This is a genomic window from Micromonospora sp. WMMD1155 (assembly GCF_029581275.1).
GTDB lineage: Bacteria > Actinomycetota > Actinomycetes > Mycobacteriales > Micromonosporaceae > Micromonospora.
This window is the reverse complement of sequence record NZ_CP120742.1, coordinates 1,407,726-1,431,978: the sequence shown is the minus strand read 5'-3', so window position 1 is coordinate 1,431,978 and position 24,253 is coordinate 1,407,726. Positions and strand designations below refer to the sequence as shown.

Sequence of the window (24,253 nt, the reverse complement as noted above, 5' to 3'; positions counted from 1 at the left end):
CGGAAGTGGCCGCCCGTCGCGACGGGCGGCCACTTCCATTGTGGGAGCTGATCGGCGGGCCGGGGAGCTGAACCGGCCCACCGATCAGCCCGTCAGGGTGCCCCTCAACAGGCTGTCGCCGGAGTGGCGGGTGTTGTTGTCGTACTGCTCGGCGGACACGTCGACAACCGAGTAACTCGCGAGGTCGACGTTCGGAGGCAGCGGCAACAGCGCATCCGAACCGCCTCCCAGGGTCCCCACCGAGAACATCTCCATCGTCGTCGGATTGATGAGCCAGACCTCGTAGTACCCAGGGACGCGCGGGAGATTCGCCACATGCAGATGCAGTTGGCCGTTCTGGAGAACCCGCGCGTCTCCCGTGGCCGCCGGTGGCGTCGATCCGTACGCCGCCAGTGGCGCACTCGCCACCACCACCTGCGGTGGAGCGGGCGTCGGGTCGTCCGGCCGGAGCACGGAGACCGTGCCCACCACACCGACCGCCGCGGCCGCCGCCGCGGTCACCGCGGTGGCCGCCCACCGCGACCAGCCGGAGCCCCGGCGGGACCGGCGCGTCGGATCCAACCGGGTGACCGTCGCCCCGGTGGTCGTGTCGTCGACCCTCTCGACGCTGGTGGCATCGGCTTGCGCGGGCACCTGCCGGCGACCGGACCCGGTCGGTGACGCCCCGGCTTCCGCGGCCTCGACCTGGGCGATGACGCCCTGCCAGACGTGCTCCGGCGGGTCGGGCAGGTCGGCGAGGCCCTGCGTCTCGGTGCCGAGCCCCGCCACCCGTTCGAGGGTGGCCAGCTCCGCACGACAGTGCGCGCAGGTGTCGAGGTGGGTGCTCTCCCCGTTGTCCGCCTCGCTCTCACCGAGCGCCAGAAAGACCAGCCGGTCGTGGTCCAGGTGCTGCACCGTCCACCTCCCATCTGCGTTTCAAGCTCGCCATGCCGCGCCGGATGTGGCTCTTGACGGTGCCCAACGGCACTCCGGTCATCGTGGCTATCTGCTGGTGTGTCAGGTCGTCGTAGAAGGCCAACTCCAACATGCGCCGCTGGTCGTCCGGGAGGCGGGCCAGCTCGTCGGCGATCACCAGCCGGTCCACCACCCGGTCCGGGTCCGGCTCGGTGGAGGTCGGCTCGGGTAGTTGCCGCACGGTCTCCACCACCCGGGTCTCCCGGGCCGAGGCGCGCATCCGGTCGATCACCTTGCGGCGGCCGATGCCGAGCAGCCACCCGACCAGCGACCCCTTCGCCGGGTCGAAGGTGTCGCGACCCAGCCAGGCGGCGACGAACGTCGCCTGGGTGACGTCCTCGGCGTCGGTGCGGTTGGCCAGCATGGAGGTGGCCAGGTGGTGCACGGCGCGGCCGTACCTGTCGTACGCCTCGCGCAGCGCCCCCTCGTCGCCGTCGCGGAAGCGCAGGTCGAGGTCGTCCACCGGAGGGTCCGGTTCCTGTCGGGGGGCCGTCATCGGGCGGCTCGCCTTCGATGGGGCATGCCCGACTGTAGCTGCCACAGTCTCCGCCCCACTCTCCCGGTCGATGTCATCTCACCAGCTCTTCGTTCCCGGAGCCCCGCCCGGATGCGGGCGCCGCCGAAAAAGAAAAGTGCGCATCCGGCGCATCCGCCCGTCGGAGAGCCGGCGTAACCCGTTCTGCAAGCCAGGCCTGACGAATCAGCAGTTATCACCAGGAGGCAGACATGCAGCTCTCGTACGTCCGTCGGGTAGCCGCGGGTGGCGCGGTCGCCGCGTTGACGTTCGCCGGTGTCGGCGCGTTCACCGCCACCCCCGCGTACGCCGCCACGTCGAAGGTCTCCGTCGTGCACGGCATCCCGGACACCCCCGTCGACGTCTACGTCAACGGCGAGAAGACGCTGGAGAACTTCAAGCCCGGTGACGTCGCCGGCCCGCTGAACCTGGAGGAGGGCGACTACGACATCGCGCTCACCAAGCCCGGCGAGCCGATCGGCAGCGCGATCCTCAAGGCCGACGACGCGGCGGTGCCCGGCGGGGCGAACATCAGCATCGCGGCCCACCTCGACGCCGCCGGTCAGCCGAAGATCACGCCGTTCGTGAACGACGTCTCGAAGGTCGGTGCCGGCAAGGCCCGGCTCGTCGTCCGGCACACCGCCGCCGCCCCGGCGGTCGACGTACGCGCCGGTGGCACCCCGGTCTTCGAGGACCTCACCAACCCGAACGAGGCCAAGGCCGACGTCGACGCCGGCGGTGTGCAGGCGGACGTGGTGCTGGCCGGCACCGAGACCGTGGCGATCGGCCCGGCGGACCTCAACCTCAAGGAGGGCACCGCCACGATCGTCTACGCGATCGGCTCCGCCGAGGGCAAGACGCTCGGTGTGGTGGCACAGACCATCTCCGGCCTGCACTCCGCCCCCGGCGGTGTGCCGAGCGGTGACGGTGGGCAGGCCGGCACGGGCGTGCAGACCTGGTGGTACGTGCTCACCGGTGCCGGCGTACTCCTGCTGCTCGGTGGTGGGGTGCGGATGGCCACCGCACGGACCGGTCGCAAGTGACGGTGCGCAACCGCGGCGCGCTGGCGGCAGTGGCCGCCGGCGTTGCCGCGCTCACCGTCGCCGCCCTGGTGGCGTGCGGCTCGCAGCCGGCGGCGAACGTGGGCGCCGACGAGGCGACAGCCCTCGCCGACACCCCACCGCCCGTCGCCACCGGCCCGTCGGTCCCGGTGACCGCCGGTGAGCTGCCCGCCGAAGCGGAGGTCGTCCGACCGGTACGGCTGGTGATCCCGGAGATCGGCGTCACCGCCACCGTCGACGCGGTCGGCATCAACGAGCGGACCGACGAGTTCGAGGTGCCGCCGAGCGTCGACCGGATCGGCTGGTACCGCCACGGCCCCGGCCTGGAGGCGGCGGCCGGATCGGTGGTCATCGCCGGTCACGTGGACAGCGCCGAGCAGGGCAGGGGTGCGTTCTTCCGGCTCCGGGAGCTGGACCAGGGCGACACGGTGACCGCGACCGGCAGTGACGGCGAGGCCCGGCGGTACCGGGTCGTCGCCCGGGAGGAGTACGCCAAGACCAGGATCCCCCTCGACCGGTACTTCGCCCGCGACGGCAAACCGCGGCTGACCCTGATCACGTGCGGTGGACCGTTCGACGCCGAGGCCCGCAGGTACCGGGACAACATCGTCGTCACCGCGGTACCCGCCTGACGAGGCCCACCACGTGCCGGGGTGGTGAGTCCCACCCCGGCACGTGACGTGAAGCCCCTCCGGCATCCGGCTCCCGACGTGTCGGCCGTACGCTGGACGGTGATGGCTTACCTGGATCACGCGGCGACGACTCCGATGCTCGACGAGGCACTGGAGGCGTACGTCGCTACCGCCCGCGAGGTTGGCAACGCGTCCTCCCTGCACGCGGCGGGTCGCCGTGCCCGTCGCCGGGTCGAGGAGTCACGCGAGCGGGTGGCCGCGGTGCTGGGTGCACGGCCCTCCGAGGTGATCTTCACCGGCGGTGGCACCGAGAGCGACAACCTCGCGGTCAAGGGCGTCTTCTGGGCTCGGCGGGACGCCGACCGCCGCCGGGTGGTCTCCAGCGCCGTCGAGCACCACGCCGTGCTGGACGCGGTCGACTGGTTGGCGCAGCACGAGGGTGCCGAGGTCGGCCTGCTGCCGGTGGACGCCGTCGGCCGGCTCGACCCGGAGGACCTGCGCGCCGAATTGGCCGCGCACGCCGACCGGGTGGCGGTGGTCACCGCGATGTGGGCGAACAACGAGGTGGGCACCCTCCAGCCGGTCGCCGAGCTGGCCGCCGTCGCCGCCGAGTACGGTGTGCCGTTCCACACCGACGCCATCCAGGCGGTCGGTCAGGTGCCCGTCGACTTCGCCGCCAGCGGGGTGGCCGCGCTGACCGTCACCGGGCACAAGCTGGGCGGCCCGGCCGGGGTGGGCGCGCTGCTGCTCGGCCGGGACGTGGCGGCCACGCCGCTGCTGCACGGTGGCGGGCAGGAACGGGACATCCGCTCCGGCACCCTCGACACCGCCGGCATCGTCGCCTTCGCGGTCGCCGTCGAGGCCGCCGTCAAGGGCCAGCAGGAGTACGCGGCCCGGGTGGCCGCCCTCCGCGACGACCTGATCGAGCGGGTGCGCCGGGCGGTACCCGAGGTGATCTACAACGGTGACCCGGTCGACCGGCTGCCCGGCAACGCGCACTTCTCCTTCCCTGGCTCCGAGGGCGACGCCCTGCTCCTGTTGCTCGACGCGCAGGGGATCGCCTGCTCGACGGGGTCGGCCTGCTCGGCCGGGGTGGCCCAGCCGTCGCACGTGCTCCTGGCGATGGGCGCCGACGACGACCGCGCCCGCTCCTCGCTGCGCTTCTCCCTGGGCCACACCAGCACCCAGGCCGACGTCGACGCCGTCGTGGCGGCCCTCCCGGCAGCAGTCGAGCGAGCCCGCCGAGCCGCCGCCCCCCGCACCCCCCGCTAAACCCTTCACGGGTCGACCACCTTGTGCCGGGTGACAAAAGGCGCCTTTTCGTCGTCTCCGGGCACCACAACTCCATGATCGACGGGGATGGCAGGGTGGTGGATAAGGTTGGGGGCGTTCGGGTGGGGTGGAGGGAGTTCGTAGGTGCGGGTTCTGGCGGCGATGTCGGGCGGGGTTGACTCGGCCGTGGCGGCGGCGCGGGCGGTGGCGGCCGGGCACGACGTGACGGGCGTGCACCTGGCGCTGGCCCGCAACCCACAGACCTATCGGACCGGGGCGCGCGGCTGCTGCACCCTGGAAGACTCCCGCGACGCCCGCCGGGCCGCCGACGTGATCGGCATCCCCTTCTACGTGTGGGACATGGCCGACCGCTTCCACGAGGACGTGGTGGACGACTTCGTCGCCGAGTACGCCGCCGGTCGCACACCGAACCCCTGCCTGCGCTGCAACGAGAAGATCAAGTTCGCGGCGGTGCTGGACCGGGCGGTGGCGCTGGGCTTCGACGCGGTGGTCACCGGGCACCACGCCCGGCTCGGCCCGGACGGGCTGCTGCGGCGCAGTGTCGACGTGGCCAAGGACCAGTCGTACGTCCTCGCCGTGCTCACCCGCGAGCAGCTCGACCGGTCGATCTTCCCGCTCGGCGACTCGACCAAGGCGCAGGTCCGCGCGGAGGCCGCCGAGCGTGGCCTGGCGGTCGCCGACAAGCCGGACTCGCACGACATCTGCTTCATCGCCGACGGCGACACCCGTGGCTTCCTGGCCGGGCGGCTCGGCGAGGCGCCCGGCGACGTGGTGGACGCGAGCACCGGCGCGGTGGTCGGCACCCACACCGGCGCGTACGCGTACACGGTGGGGCAGCGTCGCGGGCTGCACCTGGACCGGCCCGCCCCGGACGGCCGGCCGCGCTACGTGCTCTCCATCACGCCGAAGACCAACACGGTGACCGTCGGCCCCGCCGAGGCGCTGGAGGTGTCCGAGGTCCGTGCCGTTCGTCCGGTCTGGACCGGCGGCCCGCTTCCGGGCTCCCCGGTGGAGTGCGAGGTGCAGTTGCGCGCGCACGGCAGCGTGGTGCCCGCCACCGTCGCCCTCGACGGTGATCTGCTGCACGCCGAGCTGCGTCGGCCGGTACGCGGCGTCGCCGCCGGTCAGGCCCTCGTCGCGTACCGGCCGGACCCGGCCGGTGACGTGGTCCTCGGCTCGGCGACCATCACCGGCTGACCGCACGGCCCGGGTGTTCGCGGGATAGCCTTTCGGCCGTGACAGATCAGGCGTGGCCCTGGGCGGCGGGTTCGGCGACCGGGATCGGCTCGTTGCCCGGCACCGACATCGGCGAGGCCCAGCGGGTGGTCCTCGGTGAGCTTCCCGACCTGCCCCACCTGCCCGAGCTACCGGCCCGTGGTCCCGGCGCGGACCTGATCGGCCGCTCCGCCGGGCTGCTCGTCGACCTGCCGGTCGAGGTCTACGCCGGCCGTTGGCGGGTCGCCCCGCGCCCGGGCCGGGACCTGCGCCGAGCCCTCGACCTGATGGAACGCGACCTGGACCAGCTCGCCGAGCAGGCCGAGGAGTACGCCGGACCGATCAAGGTGCAGGCCGCCGGCCCTCTCACGCTCGCCGCCTCCCTGGAGCTGCCGATCGGTGGTCGCCTGTTGCGTGACGCCGGCGCGGTCCGCGACCTGGCCGGCTCCCTCGCCGAAGGGCTGCGCGCCCACGTCGCGGCGGTGGCCCGGCGGCTTCCCCGGGCGTCGGTGCTGCTCCAGGTGGACGAACCGTCGCTGCCGGCCGTGCTGGCCGGGCGGGTGCCGACCGAGAGCGGGTTCGGCGCGTACCGTGCGGTCGAGTCGGCGGACGCCGCCGCGCTGTTACGCACCCTCGTCGAGACGGTCGGCGTGCCGACGCTCGTGCACTGCTGCGCCCCGGACGTGCCGCTGGAGCTGATCCGCTGCACCGGTGCCGTCGCGGTCGCCCTCGACCTGGACCTCGTCACCGACCTGGACCCGCTGGGCGAGGCGATCGACGCCGGTCTCGGGTTGCTGGCCGGGGCCGCGCCGACCCGGCCGCCGTCGGCCGGTCGCGCTCCGACCTCCGCGCAGATCGCCGATCGGGTACGCCAGCTCTGGGACCGCCTCGGCTTTCCCCGCCGACAACTCGCCCAGCAGGTGGTGGTCACTCCCGCCTGCGGTCTCGCCGGTGCCACCCCGGAGTACGCCCGGGCGGTGCTCACCGCCTGCCGGGACGCCGGCCGACGGCTCGCCGAGGTGTGAGGTTTCCTGTCGTACCCGGGTTTCCTGTCGTACCCGGTGGGCAGCATGACGGTCATGATTGGACAGCTGCGTTCAGTGGTGATCGACTGCCCGGATCCGCGGGCGCTGGCGGCGTTCTACGCCGAGCTGCTCGGCATCCCCTTCGCCGAGGGTGACTCCGACGACGACTGGGTGGTGTTGGGCGGCCCGCCCGGTCACCAGCCACGTCTCGCCTTCCAGCAGGCGCTCAACCTGCGGTCACCGGCCTGGCCGGACCCGGAGCGCCCGCAACAGTTCCACCTGGATGTGACGGTGGACGACATCGAGAGCGCGGAGAAGGCGGCGCTCGCACTCGGTGCCCGACGGCTGCCCGGTGAGGGCGAGGGTTTCCGGGTCTACGCCGATCCGGCCGGCCACCCGTTCTGTCTCTGCTGGGAGTGACCCCGGCGTGGGTTGCGGCGGCCGGGCATGATGGCCGCCGTGATCCACAACTCAGCGCTGCGCGCCTCCGGTTCGCTCTACGGCCTCGCCTACGGTGACGCGCTGGGCAAGCCGACCGAGTTCCTGACCGTCGCCGAGATCGAACGCCGGTACGGTCCGGCCGGGCCCCGCGAGCTGTCCGGCGAGCCGGCCCTGGTCACCGACGACACCCAGATGGCGCTCGCCGTGGGCTGGGCACTCCACGAGGCGCCCTCGTTGACCCCGGAAGCGGTGGAGCCGCTGCTGCGGCAACGCTTCGTGGCCTGGTCGGTCAGCCCGGACAACAACCGCGCCCCGGGCATGACCTGCCTGCGCGCCTGCGCCGAGCTGAGCCGTGGGGTGCGCTGGCAGGAAGCGACAGTGGCCGGGTCGAAGGGCTGCGGGGCCAACATGCGGGTCACCCCGGTCGGCCTGCTCGACACCGACCTGGACACCCTCGCCGGGCTGGCCCAGCTACAGGCCGGGCTGACCCACGGTCACCCGACCGGGCTGGCCGCCAGCGAGCTGACCGCGTACGCGGTCTTCGCGCTACGCGCGGGAGCCACACTGCCCGAGGTGCCCGCGCTTCTCATCGAGCGGGCGCGGTCCCAGCGCCTGGTTTACCGAGAGCACTGGCTGGGTGACCTGTGGCAGCGCCCCGGTTCGCGGTCTCCGGAGGAGTTCATCGCCCAGGGCTGGGACGAGTGCCTGGTGGCGCTGGGCCGACTGGTGAACGCGCTCGGGCGGCCGGACGACGGCGGTGACCCGTGCCGGGCCACCGGAGAGGGTTGGGTCGCCGAGGAGGCGCTGGCCACCGCGCTGCTCTGCGCCGTACGGCACGTCGACGACCCGGTCACCGCCCTGGCCCGGGGCGCGACCACCGCCGGCGACTCCGACTCGATCGCCGCCCTGGCCGGCGCGTTCGTGGGCGCGGCGCTCGGGATGGCCGCCTGGCCGACCGAATGGGCCGACCGCATCGAGCACGCGGACCAGCTCGCCACCCTCGGCGCCGTCTGGGACTGACCGGCCGCGTGCCGTCCCGCTCGGCGGGGCCGCGTGCCGTCCCGCTCGGCGGGGCCGCGTGCCGTCCCGCTCGGCTGGCGGCCGTGATCGACTCGGTTTTCTGGAAGTCGGGGTGTTGCAAGGCCGCTGATGCCGCGCTTTTCAAGAAACCGAGTGGATCACGGCCCTGGGCACCCTTCCGGGGTGACCGAGATGGTCAGGCGGTGGGCAGGTGACGCAGGCCGCGTATCGTGCGCCACAGGTCGGCGTCGCAGCGCCCGGCGTGGTCGGCGAATGCGGCGAAGTCGAGTCGGATCGGCTCGGTCAGGCTGAGGTAGCTGTCGTGCTCCGCGCCGGGGTCCCAGTCCCGGGTGGGGATCCGCACGTGGTCGTCCCGGTCGCTCTTGTCCTGGCTGGTGATCTTCAGAACGTCGGCGCCCCGGGAATCCGCGCGTAGCACCAGGCACGGGCGCACCTTCGATCCGGTGCCGTCGGCGTACGGCACGTCGGCCCACCAGATCTCGCCGGGTGCCGGGACGTCGTGCCGGTCGGAGTCGCGTGGGCGGGGCTTGGCCGCGGGCCGGTCGGTGCCGCGCGGTCGAGGCGGAGCCGGACGTCGACCGCCGGGACGGGCCGGGGCGGCGCGATCCGGGCGGGTGCCCGGAGGGCGGGTCGACACCCGGTGCCGCCAACTGTTCCACGCCCAACCAGCGGCCACCGCCAGCAGGATCGCCGCGGCCCAGAGCAGCGCCTCGGGCATCCGTACCTCCGCCTCCCGGCGACCCCGGGAGGTCGCACCGTCCGGCGATCCTCGCACGTCATCGCCCGGACCGCCCGCCGACAACGCCGCAGCGTCGCCACCCCACGTCGCCGCATTGGGGTGGCGGGGTGGCGCCAGGTCGGCGATGTGGCGGTGTCGGGGTGGCGGGATGGGACCACGTCGCCGATGTGGGGTCGATCATGGAAGCCGAGAGGACGGCAGCGCGTCGCCGAGGTGGGGTCGATCAAGGGAGCGGGTGAGGGCGGCGTCGCTTCCGGCGCGGGCGGACGGCAGATTGTCCCACCGGCCCGATACCGTGCCGGAGTAGCGTGATCAGGGAGGTCGCAGGCGTGTCCGAAGGTGGCGGTGTGTCCGAGGAGCAGATCGGTCAGCAGGTCAGCCCGGCTCAGGAGGCGGCGGCTGGTGCGGAGCCGACGCCCCAGGCCCGGGAGCGGCACGCCACGCTCAGCCAGGAGCTGACCGAGCACCAGTACCGCTACTACGTGCTGGATTCGCCGACCATCACCGACGCCGACTTCGACAGGCAGTTGCGCGAGCTGGAGGCGCTGGAGACGGAGTTTCCGGCGCTGCGCACGCCCGACTCGCCGACCCAACGGGTGGGTGGCACGTTCTCCACCGACTTCACCCCGGTCACCCACGCCGAGCGGATGCTGTCGCTCGACAACGCGTTCGCCGACGAGGAGTTGGCGGCGTGGGCCGAGCGGGTCGAGCGGGACGCCGGTGGCGCGGTGCCCTACCTGTGCGAGCTGAAGGTCGACGGGCTGGCGATCAACCTGACCTACGAGAAGGGCCGGCTGGTCCGTGCGGCCACCCGGGGCGACGGTCGCACCGGTGAGGACGTGACCGCCAACGTCCGCAGCATCCGCGACGTGCCCGGCCGGCTCACCGCGTCGGCCGACTTCCCGGACGTGCCCGATCTGATCGAGGTTCGGGGCGAGATCTACTTTCCGGTGGCCGCGTTCGCCGACCTCAACGCGGGCCTGGTGGAGCAGGGCAAGGCACCGTTCGCCAACCCTCGCAACGCCGCTGCGGGCAGCCTGCGGCAGAAGGACCCGCGGATCACCGCCTCCCGGCCGCTGCGCCTGGTGGTGCACGGCATCGGCGCCCGCCGGGGGTTCCAGCCCACCGCCCAGTCCGAGTCGTACGCGGCGCTGAAGGCGTGGGGGCTGCCGACCAGCGACCGGTGGCGGGTCGTCCCGGATCTGGCCGGGGTGGCGGAATACATCGCCTACTACGCCGAGCACCGGCACGACGTCGAGCACGAGATCGACGGGGTGGTGGTCAAGGTCGACCCGGTGTCCATCCAGGGCCGGCTCGGCTCGACCAGTCGCGCGCCGCGATGGGCGATCGCCTTCAAGTACCCGCCGGAGGAGGTCACCACCAAGCTGCTCGACATCGACGTCAACGTGGGGCGCACCGGGCGGGTCACCCCGTTCGCCGTGCTCGAGCCGGTGCGGGTGGCCGGCTCGACCGTCGCGCTGGCCACCCTGCACAACGCCCGCGAGGTCGAACGCAAGGGCGTGTTCATCGGCGACACGGTGGTGCTGCGCAAGGCCGGCGACGTGATCCCCGAGGTGCTCGGCCCGGTCATCGACCTGCGGCCCGTCGACGCCCGGCCGTTCGTCATGCCGACCACCTGCCCGGCGTGCGGCACTCCGCTCGCGCCGGCGAAGGAGGGCGACATCGACATCCGCTGCCCCAACACCCGCAGCTGCCCGGCCCAGCTGCGGGAGCGGGTGTTCCACCTCGCCGGTCGCGGCGCGTTCGACATCGAGGTTCTCGGCTACAAGGGCGCGGCGGCCCTGCTGGACGCCGAGGTCATCGCGGACGAGGGCGACCTCTTCCAGCTCGACGCCGAGCAGTTGTCCCGGTCCCCGTTCTTCGTCAACAAGGACGGCACGCTGGGCAGCAACGCGGTCAAGTTGTTGGATAATCTCGCCGTCGCCCGGGAGCGTGACCTGTGGCGGGTGTTGGTGGCGCTCTCCATCCGCCACGTCGGCCCCACCGCCGCCCAGGCGCTCGCCCGGCACTTCCGCTCGATGGAGGCCATCGACGCGGCCAGCGAGGAGGAGCTGTCCTCCGTCGACGGGGTCGGCCCGACCATCGCCGCCAGCATCCGCGAGTGGTTCGCGGTGGACTGGCACCGGGAGGTCGTCCGCAAGTGGGCCGAGTCGGGCGTACGGATGGCCGAGGAGGCGGTCGACGAGGGCCCGCGCCCGCTGGAAGGGCTGACCGTGGTGGTGACCGGCACCCTCGCCGGCTTCTCCCGCGACCAGGCGGCCGAAGCCGTGCAGAGCCGGGGCGGAAAGCTCAGCGGGTCGGTCTCCAAGAAGACGAGCTTCGTCGTCGTCGGAGACAACCCCGGCTCCAAGGCCGACAAGGCGGCCAGCCTCAAGGTGCCGGTGCTGGACGAGGACGGGTTCCGGCTGCTGCTGGACGCGGGTCCGGACGCCGCCCGCGAGGTCGCCCAGCTCGGCGGGTGACCCGACCGCGGTTGCGGCGACGGCCGGCGGCGTATACCAACTTAATTACGACTACGACCGATTCGTGACTGTCATACCGGGAAACCGGGGGCTGAGGGCGTTTCATTGGGTCACGGCGTACCGCACCGGCACGCCGACGGTCGTCGGGAGGTGTGGTGGAGGTCGCCGATCCACGCAACTCGCTCCCGCCGGGACGCGCGACGCCGTTCGCCACCTTCGTCGTCGGCATCCTGGTGGTGGCCGCGCTGACCGCCGCCGTCCCCCTGGCGAAGCTCCCCGCCGACGTGCCCGGCCTGCCGGTGGCGTTCTGGACGATGGCGGTGCTCGCGGTGGTCTGCGACGCCCGACCGTTCGTCCCACCGGGGCGTCGGCAGACCTCCGCGGTCTTCCCGTCCACCTGCTTCACGTTCGCGATCCTGCTCGGCTGGGGCCTCGCGCCCGCGGTGGCGGTGCAGGCGGTCGGGGTGATCGTCTCGGGCTGGCGGATGCGGCACGCGGCCTGGCGGACGGCGTTCAACGTCGGCCAGTACGCGTGCGCTCTCGCCGCCGCGTACGGGGTGATCCAGCTCGGCTCGGGCATCATCTTCTCCGGCGGGCGTCTGCACTGGACCGACGTGGCCGCTGTCGGCGGTGCCACGCTGGCGTGGTTCGTCGTCAACTACGGGCTGGTCAGCTGGGCGGTGCGACTGCGTTTCGGCGACCGGTGGTGGCCGACCCTCCGCCGGGGCCTCGGCTTCGAGCTGCTGTCCACCGGCTCGCTGTTGCTGCTCGCCCCGGTGCTGGTCGCCGCCGCGCGGGTCAGCGCGGCGTTGATCCCGCTGGTGCTGGTGCCGCTCTTCGCGGTCTACCGGATGGCCCGACTGACCGTGGAGCAGCAGCACCTCGCCGCCGCCGACCCGCTGACCGGGCTGCCCAACCGCAAGGCGTTGCTGGCCGAGGTGGCCGAGCAGGTGCACCTGCACGCCGAGCGGACGGCCCGTGGCGAACCCGACGGGCGACTGGCCCTGCTCCTGATCGACCTGGACCGTTTCAAGAACGTCAACGACGCTCTCGGTCACGCCGTGGGCGACCGGCTCCTGGTCGAGGTCAGTGCCCGGCTCACCGACGTGCAGCCCCGGCCACAGATGATCGCCCGGCTCGGCGGCGACGAGTTCGCCATCGTGATGACCGGCCTGACCGACGTCGCTCAGGCGCGCGAGTTGGCCGACCGGGTGGTCCAGGCGTTGGCCGAACCGGTGCCACTGGACGGGCTGCCGTTGGACGTCGGCGGTTCGATCGGGATCGCGCTCTTCCCCGAACACGGCGAGGACTTCGCCACCCTGATGCGCCACGCCGACGTGGCGATGTACGACGCCAAGCACCGCAACGACACGGTGGCCGTGTACGCCCCCGAGTCCGACCACAACTCGGCCGAGCGACTCGGCCTCCTCGCCGACCTACGCCGGGTCCTGGAATCCGGCCCGTCCACGGACGGGCTGTTCGACGCCGACCAGGCAGCGGACCCGGCCGACCAGACCATCGGGTCGTCGGAGGCCGATGCCGCCCGCACCAGTGGGTCGTTCGACCCCGGTCGAGCGGGGTCGGTTCACGACGAGGGCGCGGCCGGGCAGGCTGACGGGGACGGCCGGGAGGTCGTGCCGAGCGGCGTCGAGCGGGTCGACGTACCCCTGGCGGGGAAGGCCGAGGTGCGCGGCGGTGACGGGGCGGCGTTGCCCATCGGGTCCCCGGCCGAGCCCGCACCACACGCGGAGCCGGCGTCGGCGGTCGCCACGGCGTCGCCGGCCGGTCTCCGCTGGTGGGGGCGCCGTCGTCGCAACGACTCCGAACTGGCGCACGCCGACGAGCTGATCAAACGGATCGCCACCGGGGCCGACCCGATCCGGGGCCGCGGTTCCCGTGCCTCGGTCGCCGGCACCCGCTCGGGTCCGGCCCGGGAACGACGCGCCGCGGTGGCGAACGGCCGCCGGTCGTCGAACGGCGGCGCGCTGCCCGCGAGGGGCAACGGTGGCCCCTGGCCGAGGCGGGAGGCCGGGTCCGGCACATCGGGGCACCAGGTGGGAGCGACCGGGTGGGCGCACCCGGACGGTGACGCGGCGGACGACGCCGGGGAGATCACCATGTACTACCAGCCGCAGATCGCCATCGCGACCGGCGAGGTGGTCGGGGTCGAGGCCCTGCTGCGGTGGCGGCACCCCCGGCGGGGCATGGTCGACCCGGAGGAACTCATCCGGGTCGCGGAGCAGAGCGCGGTGATGCGGCTCCTCACCCGTCGGGTGGTCGACGACGTGGTGGAACAACTCGCCAAGTGGTCGGCGGCCGGCATCGATGTGCGCGCGGCGCTGAACGTGAGCGTGCGCGACCTGCACACCGGCGAGATCGCCGACCAGATCGCCGACCGGTTGGCCCGTCACCAGGTGCCGGCCGAGCGGCTCCAGGTGGAGATCACCGAAGGCGCCCTGATGGCCGACCCGCGCCGGGTGCTGGCCACCATCTCCCATCTGCACCGCATCGGCGTGGCCATCTCGTTGGACGACTTCGGCACCGGCTACTCCTCGCTGCAACACCTGCGCCGGTTGCCGCTGTCCGAGGTGAAGGTGGACCGGTCGTTCGTGCTCGGCATGGCCGACGACGCCGACGACGCGGCGATCGTCCGGTCGATGATCGAGCTGGCCGGCGCACTGGGGCTGCGGGTGGTCGCCGAGGGCGTCGAGGACGAGCGGACCTGGCGGATGTTGCACGCCGCGGGCTGCGACGCCGCGCAGGGCTGGTTCTACGCCCGGCCCATGCCCGCCGAGGAACTGGTCACGTGGTTGGCCCGGTACCGGCCGGTTCGCCCGAGCGGGCCCCCGCAGTCGAACACCGGTCGCCACCCCACCCGCTGACCCGGGTGCCGGGAGGGGGAGTCGGGAACGCGGCACCGGAGCGGAACAATAGACTCGCTCCGGTCACCGCGCGTCACGCTCCACCCGCCGCGCGGCAGGCACACCGCCCGACCAGCAGGACATCAGAAGGGGGCACGGATGGCCGCCATCTCCCGCGAGGAGGTCGCGCACCTGGCGCGCCTGTCGCGGCTCGCCGTCACCGAGGAGGAGCTGGACACGTTCGCCGGCCAGCTCGACGTGATCCTCCAGGCGGTCGCCCAGGTCGGCGAGGTCGCCGCCGCGGACATCCCGCCGACCTCGCACTCGGTGCCGCTGACCAACGTCTTCCGCGAGGACGTCGTCACGCCGTGCCTGACCCCGCAGGAGGCGCTCTCGGGCGCACCCGATGCCGAGGACCAGCGGTTCCGCGTACCGCGGATCCTGAGCGAGGACGTGGCCTCATGAGCGAGCGGCAGCGAGCGAATCGTCGGTGCAGCGCCGTGGTGCCTCATGGCGTCGCGGAGCGGAGCGGAGTGACGGCATGAGCGATTTGATCAAGATGACCGCGACGGAGATCGCGTCCCTGGTCGCCGGGGGCGAGACCTCCGCCGTCGAGGTGACCCAGGCCCACCTGGACCGGATCGCCGCCGTCGACGACCGGGTGCACGCGTTCCTGCACGTCGACACCGACGGCGCGCTCGCCGCGGCTCGCGCGGTGGACGAGCGCCGGGCCGCCGGTGAGGAGTTGGGCCCGCTCGCGGGAGTGCCGGTGGCCGTGAAGGACGTGCTCGCTACCCGAGGCATCCCGACCACGGTGGGTTCGAAGATCCTGGAGGGTTGGCGCCCGCCGTACGACGCGACGATCGTGCAGCGCCTGCGCGACGCCGGCACGGTGATGCTCGGCAAGACCAACATGGACGAGTTCGCCATGGGCTCCTCCACCGAATATTCGGCGTACGGCCCGACGCACAACCCGTGGGACCTGACCCGGATCCCGGGCGGCTCGGGTGGTGGCAGTTCCGCCGCCCTGGCCGCGTACGAGGCGCCGCTGGCGATCGGCTCGGACACCGGCGGCTCGATCCGCCAGCCCGGCGCGGTCACCGGCACGGTCGGTGCGAAACCCACCTACGGCGGCACCTCCCGCTACGGACTGGTCGCGTTCTCCTCGTCGCTGGACACTCCCGGACCGTGCGCCCGCAACGTGCTCGACGCGGCTCTGCTGCACCAGGTCATCGGCGGCCACGACCCGCGCGACTCCACCTCGATCCCGCAGCCGATCCCGGACGTGGTGGCGGCGGCGAAGCTCGGCGCGACCGGCGACCTGACCGGCGTACGCCTCGGCATCGTCAGCGAGTTCGTCGGCGAGGGCGCCGAGCCGGGCGTGATGACCGCGTTCCGCGAGTCCGTGGACGCGCTCGCGAAGATGGGCGCGGAGATCGTCGAGGTGTCCTGCCCGACGTTCGCGTACGCGCTGCCGGCGTACTACCTGATCGCCCCGAGCGAGTGCTCCTCCAACCTGGCCCGGTTCGACGGCGTCCGGTTCGGCCTGCGGGTCGGCGACGACGGCAACCGGTCGCTGGAGGAGGTCATGTCGCTGACCCGCGAGGCCGGCTTCGGTCCGGAGGTCAAGCGCCGCATCATGATCGGCACGTACGCGTTGTCGTCGGGTTACTACGACGCGTACTACGGCCAGGCGCAGAAGGTCCGGACGCTCATCACGCGGGACTTCAACGCCGCGTTCGAGCAGGTCGACGCGCTGATCTCGCCGACCACCCCGTCGGTGGCCTTCCCGATCGGTGCGCGGACCGCCGACCCGTACCAGATGTACCTGGCCGACCTGTACACGATCCCGACCAACCTCTACGGCGGGCCGGGCATCTCGGTGCCGTGCGGGCTCTCCGAGGGGTTGCCCGTCGGTCTGCAGGTGATGGCCCCGACGATGGCCGACGACCGGATGTACCGGGTCGCCGCCGCGTTGGAGTCCGCCATCGGCACGTTCACCCCTCCGACGCTGTAGAACGGATGTCACCGTATCGGCGCCGAGGGACATGTCCCTCGGCGCCGATCGCGCGTCTGGACGGGTCGGGCGTCGTTCAGGGCTGGCTCGGCGGCCCGGCGAGGTAGCGGCGGGCCTCCCGCAGACCACGCCAGCGCATCCACCCCTGGGTCGCCCAGAGGGCGCCGAGCGCCACCGCGATCACCCGGGTCGAGAGGTGGGATGCGCCGACGACCAGCAGTGCCTCGAGCAGCACGCCGGCGCCGAGAATCCAGAGCACCCAGCGCCCACCCCTGCGGCGTTCTGCCTCCCGGCGGGCGAGGGCGTCGACGCGCGGGTCGTCGGTGTGCCCGGCGCGCAGGGCCTGGCGAACCGCCGGATCGGGGGTCCCGGCGGCCGGAGGGCCGGGTAGCCGGTGCCCGGCCAGCAGCGCCACCGCCGCGCCGACCGCCGCGAAGAAGATTGAGAGCGTGAAGATCGTGAGTACGCCGCGCGGCGAGGTCTCTCGCCCGTCCAGGACGAACACCACCACCGTCAGCGTCGGGAGCCCCACCACCAGCCCCGCGGCGACCAGTGCCGCGCTCCGCCATGAGCGGCGGCCGACCGACTGCCGCAGTGAGGTCGGCCCACGTCCACGGGTGGGTGGGGTTGAGGCCGAAGCGGGGTGCTGAGCCGGCGGGCCGGATGTCGGACCGATGACCCGATCGGTCTGAACCGGCGGCTCAGCCGCCGACGGGGTCACGATCCCGTCCGGTCTCGCCGGCGTGACGCCGTCCACCGTCCCATCCCCCACGCGGTGGCCAGCCCGATCAGGCCCGGAATGATGAGCAGGACCACCAGTAGCCGGAGGTCCTCCGGCTGCCGCTCGCCACCGGCGGCAGACCAGCCGATGAGGGTGAGCACGGCCGCCATCACCCACGCGACCAGCACGACCAGCACGACCTGCTTCGTGTTGTACCGTCGTCCCGGCCTGTCCGGTCCAAAGGATCGATCATTCCCCGTATTCGTCATGGTCGACAGGTACCCGAGTGACGCTGCGAACACACCTGGCTCGCGGGGGTTGCCGGTGGGTCGGGAAACCCGGCCGAGGATTGATCGGGCAACCCCATTAGGCTGGACAGGTTCTGTCCGGATCGCGCCTGGAGCGTCTCATGACCACGACACTGCCCGCGTACGACGAGGTCGTCGCGCGCTACGAACCGGTGATCGGCCTGGAGACCCACGTCGAGCTGGGCACGAAGACCAAGATGTGGTGCGGCTGCCCGACCGATTTCGGTGGCGAGCCGAACACCCGGGTCTGCCCGGTGTGTCTGGGCCTGCCCGGGTCGTTGCCGGTGGCCAACAAGGCGGCGATCGAGGCGATCATCCGGATCGGTCTGGCGTTGAACTGCTCGATCGCCGAGTGGTGCCGGTTCGCCCGGAAGAACTACTTCTACCCGGACATGCCGAAGAACTTCCAGATCAGCCAGTACGACGAGCCGATCTGCGTCGACGGTTACCTGGACGTCGAGGTGGGCGGCGAGACGGTGCGGATCGAGATCGAGCGGGTGCACCTGGAGGAGGACACCGGCAAGACGCTGCACGTCGGTGGTGCCACCGGCCGCATCCACGGCGCGACCGAGTCGCTGGTCGACTACAACCGGGCCGGCATTCCGCTGGTCGAGATCGTCACCAAGCCGATCACCGGCACCGGCGCGCTCGCCCCCGAGGTGGCGCGGGCGTACGTCGCCGAGCTGCGGGACGTGATCCGCACCCTCGGCGTCTCGGACGTGCGGATGGAGGAGGGTTCGTTGCGCTGCGACGTGAACACCTCGCTCAACCTGCCGGGCGCGGAGTGGGGCACCCGCACCGAGACGAAGAACGTCAACTCGCTGCGCTCGGTGGAGCGGGCGGTCCGCTCGGAGATGCTGCGGCAGGCGTCGGTGCTCGACGCGGGTGGCCGGATCACCCAGGAGACCCGGCACTTCCACGAGGACACCGGCGACACCACCCCGGGTCGCTCGAAGGAGACGGCCACCGACTACCGGTACTTCCCGGAGCCGGATCTGGTGCCGATCGCTCCGGACCCGGCGTGGGTCGCCGAGCTGAAGGCGGCCCTGCCTGAGCTGCCCCGGGTTCACCGGCGTCGGCTTCAGGAGCAGTGGGGCCTCTCCGACCTGGACATGCAGTCGGTGTTGAACGCGGGCGCGGTCGAGCTGATCGAGGCCACGGTCGCGGCCGGCACCACCCCGGCGGCGGCCCGCAAGTGGTGGCTGGGTGAGCTGTCCCGCCGGGCCAACGAGAGCAGCGTGGAGCTGGCCGAGGTCGGTGCCACCCCCGCCCAGGTCGCCGAGCTGCAGGGGCTGGTCGACGCCGGCAAGCTCAACGACAAAATGGCCCGTACGGTGCTGGAGGGCGTGGTCGACGGTGAGGGCTCGCCCACCGAGATCATGACCAACCGGGGCCTGGAGGTCGTCTCGGACACCGGTGCGTTGACCGCCGCCGTGGACGAGGCGATCGCCGCGAACCCCGGCATCGCCGACAAGATCCGCAGTGGCAAGGTCGCCGCGGCCGGCGCGCTGGTCGGGGCCGTCATGAAGACCACCCGGGGCCAGGCCGACGCCGCCGCCGTCCGCACGCTGATCCTGGAGCGCCTCGGCGTCCAGGGCTGATAGACCGATCAGGAGCAGGCCGCCGCCGTGACCCGGCGGCGGCCTTCCGTCACCCCCCCGTCGACCACGCGGCCACCCCGCACCCCTCGTCGAGGGCGTCAACGCGGACGCCCGAATGGAGCCACCGTGACCCAGCACGACCTCGATGTCCTCGACGAGATCCAGCGGCGGGTGCTCTGGCTCGCCACCCGGATCGTGGACGCCGCCAACCACGACCGGGCCACCGGTGACGGTGTGAAGGTCGGCGGCCACCAGGCGTCCAGCGCCTCCCTGGTGACGGCGATGACCGCGCTCTGGTTCGCGCACCTCGACGCCGAGGACCGGGTCGCCGTGAAGCCGCACGCGTCCCCGGTGTTCCACGCCATCCAGTACCTGCTCGGCAACCTGGACCGGTCCTACCTGCCCCGGCTGCGGGCCTGGGGCGGCCTCCAGTCGTACCCGTCGCGCACCAAGGACCCGGACGAGGTGGACTTCTCGACCGGCTCGGTGGGGCTCGGGGCGGCGGCGCCGCTCTTCGCCGCCGCCACCCGGCGGTACGTCGACGCGCACTTCGGTGCCCGCCCGCACTCCCGGTTCGTGGCGCTCATCGGGGACGCCGAGCTGGACGAGGGCAACATCTGGGAGGCGGTCGCCGACCCGGCCACCACCGGGCTGGGCAACGTCATGTGGCTCGTCGACTTCAACCGTCAGTCGCTGGACCGGGTGGTCCCGGGCATCCGGATCAACCAGTGGCGCGGTCAGTTCGAGGCGGCCGGCTGGCACGTCGTGGAGGTCAAGTACGGCCGTAAGCTCGCCGAGGCGTACGCCCGGCCGGGTGGCGAGGCGCTGCGCGACTGGATCGACGCGATGCCCAACGAGCAGTACCAGTCGCTGTTCGGGTTGGCCGGTCCCGCCCTGCGCAAGCAGTTCCTGGACGGGGCGCCGGCCGGGGTCGCCGAGCTGATCGCCGACGTTTCCGACGAGGACCTCGGCCCGCTCGTCACCGACCTGGGCGGGCACGACCTGCAGGCGATGCTCGACGCGTACGCCCAGTGCGACGCGGTCACCGACCGGCCCAGCGTCGTCTTCGCGTACACCGTGAAGGGTTGGGGTCTGCCCATCGCCGGCAACCCCCGCAACCACTCCGCGTTGCTCAGCACCGAGCAGGTGGACACGCTGCGGGCCGCGCAGGGACTCACCGCCGACACCGAGTGGGACCGCCTCGACCCGGCGTCACCGGCCGGGATCCGGGCCGGCGCCCGCCGGGAGGCGCTGTCCCGCGCGCCGCGCGAGCGCGCGTTGGGGGTCATCGTCCCGGAGAGCACGGGAGTACGCGCCAACAAGCCGATCTCCACGCAGGAGGTCTTCGGTCGGGTGCTGGTGGACCTGGCCCGGGACCGGGAGGTGGGTCGTTACCTGGTCACCACCGCCCCGGACGTGGCCACCTCCACCAACCTCGCCGGGTTCATCAACAAGACCGGGGTGTTCGCCCCCACCGAGCAGCGTTCCTGGACCGAGGACCGGATGCTGCGTTGGACGGAGAGCCCCGCCGGGCAGCACATCGAGCTGGGTATCTCGGAGATGAACCTGTTCCTGCTGCTGGGTCAGCTCGGCCTGTCGTGGGACCTGTCCGGGCAGCCGCTGCTGCCGGTGGGAACGGTCTACGACCCGTTCGTGTTGCGTGGCCTCGACGCGTTCCTGTACGGCACGTACTCCGGCTCCCGGTTCGTGGTGGCGGGCACCCCGTCCGGCATCACGCTGGCCCCCGAGGGCGGCGCCCACCAGTCCACGATCACCGCGTCGGTCGGCCTGGAGTTGCCCGGGGTGACCTTCCTCGAACCGGCGTACGCGGGCAGCCTCGACTGGTTGCTCTGCGACGCGCTGGGCCAGATCGCCGGCGGTTCCAGCCCGGCCGCGACGGCGGCACCGACCGAGGACGGGGCGTACTACTTCCGGCTGAGCACCCGCCCGCTGGACCAGGCGCCGTTCGAGGCGGCCCGGGCCCGGCTCGGTGACGCGGTCCTGCGTCGGCAGGTGGTCGCCGGGGCGTACCGGTTGGTCGACGCGCACCAGGCGTACCCGCACCTGGTCGACGCGCCGGTGGTGCAACTGGCCGCCTCCGGCGCAGTGCTGCCCGAGGTGCTGGCCGCCGCGGCGGAGTTGGCCGAGGAGGGCGTCGCCGCGCACGTGGTGGACGTGACGTCGCTGGACCGGCTATACCGGGCGTGGCAGCGCACCCTCCGACAGGGTGTGCGGACGGCCACGGTGCCGAGTGTGCCGGGCGCGCTGCGGTCCGCGTTCGCCGACCGGGTGCCGGTGGTGACCGTGCACGATGCGGCGTCGCACGCGATGGCCTGGCTCGGGTCGGCCGTGGGTGCGCCGGCGGTGCCGCTGGGGGTGGACGAGTTCGGCCAGTCCGGCACCGTCGCGGAGCTGTACGAGGTGCACGACCTGCTGCCCGGCAGCATCGTCAACGCGGCGCTGGCCGCCATCGCCCTGCGCTGACCGGCACGCCCTCAGCTCGTCGGTGTCGGTGTCGGTGTCGGGGTGCCCGAGGGGGGCGCTCCGGCGGTCGGGTTCTCCACCAGGCGTCGTTCGAGGTTGACCTGGGCCTGGCCGGTGCCGCCGACGGTGATGGTGTCGTACGCCTGCAGCATCTTCTGCTGGTCGAAGTAGAGCACGCTCATCGACAGTGGGGTGGGCTTCTCGCCCTCCAGGCCCCGCAGCCCGGCACCGCCGGTCGAGCCCTCCACCATCAGCGTGGTGGGCTGCTGCCCCGGCGCCTGCGGCAGCTTGGAGACCTGCCGGGAGTGGGTGTGCCCGGCCAGCACCAGCGGGCAGGTGCCGGCCAGCGGCCCGGCCGATGCCGGGTCGTGCACGAGCGCGATGTCGACCGGTCGCGGTGAGGCGCGGACGGTCGCGGCGAGATCGACGCCGGCCCCCGCCACCTGGTCGGCCACCTGCGGGGTCAGCCCGCTGCCGGCCGGGGAGGTGTTCTTGTCCGGGGTGAAACGCGGGTCGCCGATGCCGGCGATGGTCAGACCGGCGACTGTCGTGGTGGAGTTGTCCAACACGATCGCGTTCGACTGTCGGGCCACCGCGGCGGCGGTCTTGTCCGAGTCGTGATTGCCCCGGATGAAGACGTACGGCTTCTTGAGCAGGCTGATCGAACCGACGAAGGACGCCTCCGGCTCGCTGCCCCAGTCGGTGATGTCGCCGGTGTCGATCACCACGTCGATGCCGAACTGCTCGACGACGGTGCGGATCAGCTGCCAGCCGGTCGGGTTGAGGTGCATGTCGGAGACGTGCAGGACCCGGGTGGTGCCCGGGGCCGGCTCGTACACCGGGAGTGCCGAGACGGTGGTGTAGAGCTGGCTGACGTTGCCGACCAGGCGTTGCAACTGCTCGGCGTACTTGGTGTAGTCGTTGGCGATCCGGCGGGCGTCACCGACGATGGCCGGCGCGTTGACCAGCAGCCCTTCGTAGCGTGGTTCCTCGATCGCCTGGGGGCGCAGGGTGGCCGCCGCCGTGCCGAGGCTGCCGGCGGTGAACAGCAGCGCCAAACCACCCGCCCAGGCCGTCCGCCGCGAGTTCCGGAAGATCAACCCGGCCAGGATCAGGGTGACCAGCACCGACGCGCCGAGGGTCCGCAGACCGAGTCGCATGACGCCGGAGCGGACGTCCTCCACCGCGCTCTGGCTCGCCCGGCTGATGCTGGCCGGGTCGTCGAGCAGTGCCTCGGTGCGGCCCTGGTCGAGTGCGCCGAGCCGGACGGTGAGGTGGGTCGGCCCGTCGTGGCTGTCGAGCAGCAGCGCACCGAGCGGTGGGATGTCGACGGTGGTGCCGCCGTCCCGGGCGGGGGAGATACTGAGGTTGGCCCGGAACGGGCCGATGTCGGTGTCCACCCGACCGCCGGCCAGCACCCCGAGCGCCGCCCCGACCAGTGCGATGGCGAGGACCGCGCCGATCAGCCCGATGCGGCGCAGCGGCCCGGCCAGCGCGACCCACCTGCCGTTCGGGCGCGGCGGGCCGCCGCCGGTCGCCGGGTCGTCCCGGTCGTCGGCGTCGTCGTGCTCGTCGCGTTGCCCGTCCATGCTGAGATTCTGACCTGCCCGTCGGAAGATCTTGGCGAACCTGAACGGATGGTGACGGACGTCAGCCGCGCCCGCCGTCGCCGCCCGCGAAGACCACCCGCAGGAGCCGGTCGTCGTCGCCGGCCGGGTCACCCCGCCCGTCGTGGTTCGACGTGCCCACCCAGAGCGACCCGTCCGGTGCGGCGGCCACCGCGCGCAGTCGGCCGTACCGGTTGGTGAGCAGATCGCTGGGCTGGCCGAGCAGCGTACCCGTGTCGGTCAACTCCATCACCCAGAGGCGCTTGCCGCGCAGGCAGCCGGTGACCAGCAGCCGGTCCGCGGCGGCCAGACCGGAGCAGGACGCGTCCGAGGTCGCCCACTGCGTGATCGGGTCGGTGAACCGCTTGTCGCCGGCTCGCCCCTCGACCTCCGGCCAACCGTAGTTGCCGCCCTTGGTGATCTGGTTGATCTCGTCCCACGTGTTCTGGCCGAACTCGACCGCGTACATCCGCTTGGCGGCGTCCCAGGTGAAGCCCTGCACGTTGCGGTGGCCCAGCGACCAGACCGGCGAGCCGGGGTAGGGGTTGCCGGCGGACGGCTTGCCGTCCGGTGTGATCCGCAGGATCTTGCCGCCGAGGCTCTTCACGTCCTGCGAGAGGGGGCGCTCGCCCGCGTCGCCCGTGCTGACGTAGAGCTGCCCGTCGGGGCCGAAACCCAACCCGCCGCCGTTGTGCACGTTGGCCTTGGGGATGCCGGTCAGGATCGGGGTGGGCTGACCGCCGAGTTCCAGCCGGGCGACCCGGTTGTCCTGCGCGGAGGTGTAATAGACGAAGACCGACCGGTCCTGCGCGTAGTGGGGGGAGACGGCGATGCCGAGAAGACCGCCCTCCCCGGCCGCCGCCACGTCGGGGATCGTCTGCGCCGGGCGGACCCGCAGCCCGTCCGGCCCGGACTCCGGGCCGACCTGGAGGATCCGGCCGTTGTCTCGTTCGGTGACCAGCGCGCCGCCGTCGGGCAGGAAGGCGATGCCCCACGGCACCCGCAGACCCTTCGCCAACACGGTCGTCACCGCCTGCTGGCCGGCGCCGCCAGGGCTCGCCGACGCGGACGGCGTCGGCAGGTTGGGCGGCTCGCCGGCCGCGTCGGGCTCCGGCTCGCCGAAACTGCAACCCGAGGCGAGCAGCAGCGCCGCGCAGGACGCCGCGAGGACCGCCCGGAGGCGACGGACGCGAGGGTACGGGGGACGGGCTCTCACCCGGCCCAGGGTAGCCCGCCGGACGGCCCGCCCGGACCCG

Annotated in this window: 20 protein-coding genes; 13 read left to right on the top strand and 7 right to left on the bottom strand. The window is 72.7% G+C overall.

What is annotated here, in order from left to right; all coding sequences use genetic code 11:
* Positions 1-84 precede the first annotated feature (84 nt).
* Positions 85-894 carry an anti-sigma factor gene (locus O7617_RS06270; protein ID WP_282262129.1) on the bottom strand — a complete coding sequence of 270 codons (810 nt, stop codon included), beginning with the start codon at positions 892-894 and terminating at the stop codon, positions 85-87.
* The gene (locus tag O7617_RS06265) at positions 848-1,450 is read right to left on the bottom strand and encodes a sigma-70 family RNA polymerase sigma factor (protein WP_282262128.1); all 603 of its coding nucleotides are present in this window, start codon (positions 1,448-1,450) and stop codon (positions 848-850) included. The genes O7617_RS06270 and O7617_RS06265 overlap by 47 nt, the downstream gene beginning before the upstream one ends.
* Positions 1,451-1,680: 230 nt before the next feature.
* On the opposite strand from O7617_RS06265, the gene O7617_RS06260 reads away from it, so the two are divergent.
* The 7 genes from O7617_RS06260 to O7617_RS06230 all read left to right on the top strand — a co-directional run bounded on the left by O7617_RS06260 (position 1,681) and on the right by O7617_RS06230 (position 8,155).
* The gene (locus O7617_RS06260) at positions 1,681-2,511 is read left to right on the top strand and encodes a DUF4397 domain-containing protein (protein WP_282262126.1); all 831 of its coding nucleotides are present in this window, start codon (positions 1,681-1,683) and stop codon (positions 2,509-2,511) included.
* A complete protein-coding gene (locus O7617_RS06255; protein WP_282262124.1) occupies positions 2,508-3,161 on the top strand; it encodes a class F sortase in 654 nt (217 codons plus the stop codon). Before O7617_RS06260 ends, O7617_RS06255 begins: the two co-directional genes overlap by 4 nt.
* Before the next feature lie 102 nt (positions 3,162-3,263).
* Positions 3,264-4,433 (top strand): cysteine desulfurase family protein, encoded by a 1,170-nt coding sequence (locus O7617_RS06250; RefSeq protein ID WP_282262122.1) that lies wholly within the window; start codon positions 3,264-3,266, stop codon positions 4,431-4,433.
* Positions 4,434-4,577: 144 nt separating this feature from the next.
* A complete protein-coding gene (gene mnmA / locus O7617_RS06245; protein WP_282262120.1) occupies positions 4,578-5,651 on the top strand; it encodes a tRNA 2-thiouridine(34) synthase MnmA in 1,074 nt (357 codons plus the stop codon).
* A gap of 38 nt (positions 5,652-5,689) precedes the next feature.
* The gene (locus tag O7617_RS06240; protein ID WP_282262118.1) at positions 5,690-6,694 is read left to right on the top strand and encodes a methionine synthase; all 1,005 of its coding nucleotides are present in this window, start codon (positions 5,690-5,692) and stop codon (positions 6,692-6,694) included.
* Positions 6,695-6,748: 54 nt separating this feature from the next.
* Positions 6,749-7,114: a VOC family protein gene (locus O7617_RS06235; RefSeq protein WP_282262116.1), complete on the top strand. Its 366-nt coding sequence runs from the start codon at positions 6,749-6,751 to the stop codon at positions 7,112-7,114.
* A gap of 27 nt (positions 7,115-7,141) precedes the next feature.
* Positions 7,142-8,155 (top strand): ADP-ribosylglycohydrolase family protein, encoded by a 1,014-nt coding sequence (locus O7617_RS06230; protein WP_282262114.1) that lies wholly within the window; start codon positions 7,142-7,144, stop codon positions 8,153-8,155.
* A gap of 196 nt (positions 8,156-8,351) precedes the next feature.
* On the opposite strand, the gene O7617_RS06225 is transcribed toward O7617_RS06230, so the two are convergent.
* The gene (locus tag O7617_RS06225; RefSeq protein WP_282262112.1) at positions 8,352-8,894 is read right to left on the bottom strand and encodes a type II toxin-antitoxin system PemK/MazF family toxin; all 543 of its coding nucleotides are present in this window, start codon (positions 8,892-8,894) and stop codon (positions 8,352-8,354) included.
* Positions 8,895-9,262: 368 nt separating this feature from the next.
* On the opposite strand from O7617_RS06225, the gene ligA reads away from it, so the two are divergent.
* From ligA to gatA, 4 genes are all read left to right on the top strand, one after another.
* Complete coding sequence (gene ligA / locus O7617_RS06220) at positions 9,263-11,398, top strand: NAD-dependent DNA ligase LigA (protein ID WP_282262110.1); 2,136 nt, start codon at positions 9,263-9,265, stop codon at positions 11,396-11,398.
* Positions 11,399-11,553: 155 nt separating this feature from the next.
* Complete coding sequence (locus tag O7617_RS06215; RefSeq protein ID WP_282262109.1) at positions 11,554-14,280, top strand: bifunctional diguanylate cyclase/phosphodiesterase; 2,727 nt, start codon at positions 11,554-11,556, stop codon at positions 14,278-14,280.
* 138 nt (positions 14,281-14,418) lie between these two features.
* Positions 14,419-14,724, top strand: coding sequence for an Asp-tRNA(Asn)/Glu-tRNA(Gln) amidotransferase subunit GatC (gene gatC / locus O7617_RS06210; RefSeq protein ID WP_088991147.1), 306 nt, complete (start codon positions 14,419-14,421; stop codon positions 14,722-14,724).
* 76 nt (positions 14,725-14,800) lie between these two features.
* Positions 14,801-16,276, top strand: coding sequence for an Asp-tRNA(Asn)/Glu-tRNA(Gln) amidotransferase subunit GatA (gatA, locus tag O7617_RS06205; RefSeq protein WP_282262108.1), 1,476 nt, complete (start codon positions 14,801-14,803; stop codon positions 16,274-16,276).
* Positions 16,277-16,352: 76 nt separating this feature from the next.
* Here the strand turns inward: gatA and O7617_RS06200 are convergent, their stop codons facing one another.
* Together O7617_RS06200 and O7617_RS06195 are read right to left on the bottom strand one after the other, a co-directional pair.
* Positions 16,353-16,808, bottom strand: a complete 456-nt coding sequence (locus tag O7617_RS06200) for a hypothetical protein (protein WP_282262107.1) — start codon at positions 16,806-16,808, stop codon at positions 16,353-16,355.
* Positions 16,809-16,993: 185 nt separating this feature from the next.
* On the bottom strand, positions 16,994-17,194 hold the full coding sequence (locus O7617_RS06195; RefSeq protein WP_282262106.1) for a hypothetical protein: 201 nt from the start codon (positions 17,192-17,194) through the stop codon (positions 16,994-16,996).
* A gap of 212 nt (positions 17,195-17,406) precedes the next feature.
* Between O7617_RS06195 and gatB the strand changes: the two genes are divergently transcribed.
* Together gatB and O7617_RS06185 are read left to right on the top strand one after the other, a co-directional pair.
* Positions 17,407-18,906, top strand: a complete 1,500-nt coding sequence (gatB, locus tag O7617_RS06190) for an Asp-tRNA(Asn)/Glu-tRNA(Gln) amidotransferase subunit GatB (RefSeq protein ID WP_282262104.1) — start codon at positions 17,407-17,409, stop codon at positions 18,904-18,906.
* A gap of 126 nt (positions 18,907-19,032) precedes the next feature.
* Positions 19,033-21,390, top strand: coding sequence for a pyruvate dehydrogenase (locus tag O7617_RS06185; RefSeq protein ID WP_282262103.1), 2,358 nt, complete (start codon positions 19,033-19,035; stop codon positions 21,388-21,390).
* Positions 21,391-21,401: 11 nt separating this feature from the next.
* On the opposite strand, the gene O7617_RS06180 is transcribed toward O7617_RS06185, so the two are convergent.
* Together O7617_RS06180 and O7617_RS06175 are read right to left on the bottom strand one after the other, a co-directional pair.
* Complete coding sequence (locus tag O7617_RS06180; RefSeq protein ID WP_282262101.1) at positions 21,402-22,979, bottom strand: metallophosphoesterase; 1,578 nt, start codon at positions 22,977-22,979, stop codon at positions 21,402-21,404.
* Positions 22,980-23,040: 61 nt separating this feature from the next.
* Positions 23,041-24,213 carry a PQQ-dependent sugar dehydrogenase gene (locus O7617_RS06175; RefSeq protein WP_282262098.1) on the bottom strand — a complete coding sequence of 391 codons (1,173 nt, stop codon included), beginning with the start codon at positions 24,211-24,213 and terminating at the stop codon, positions 23,041-23,043.
* Positions 24,214-24,253 lie beyond the last annotated feature (40 nt).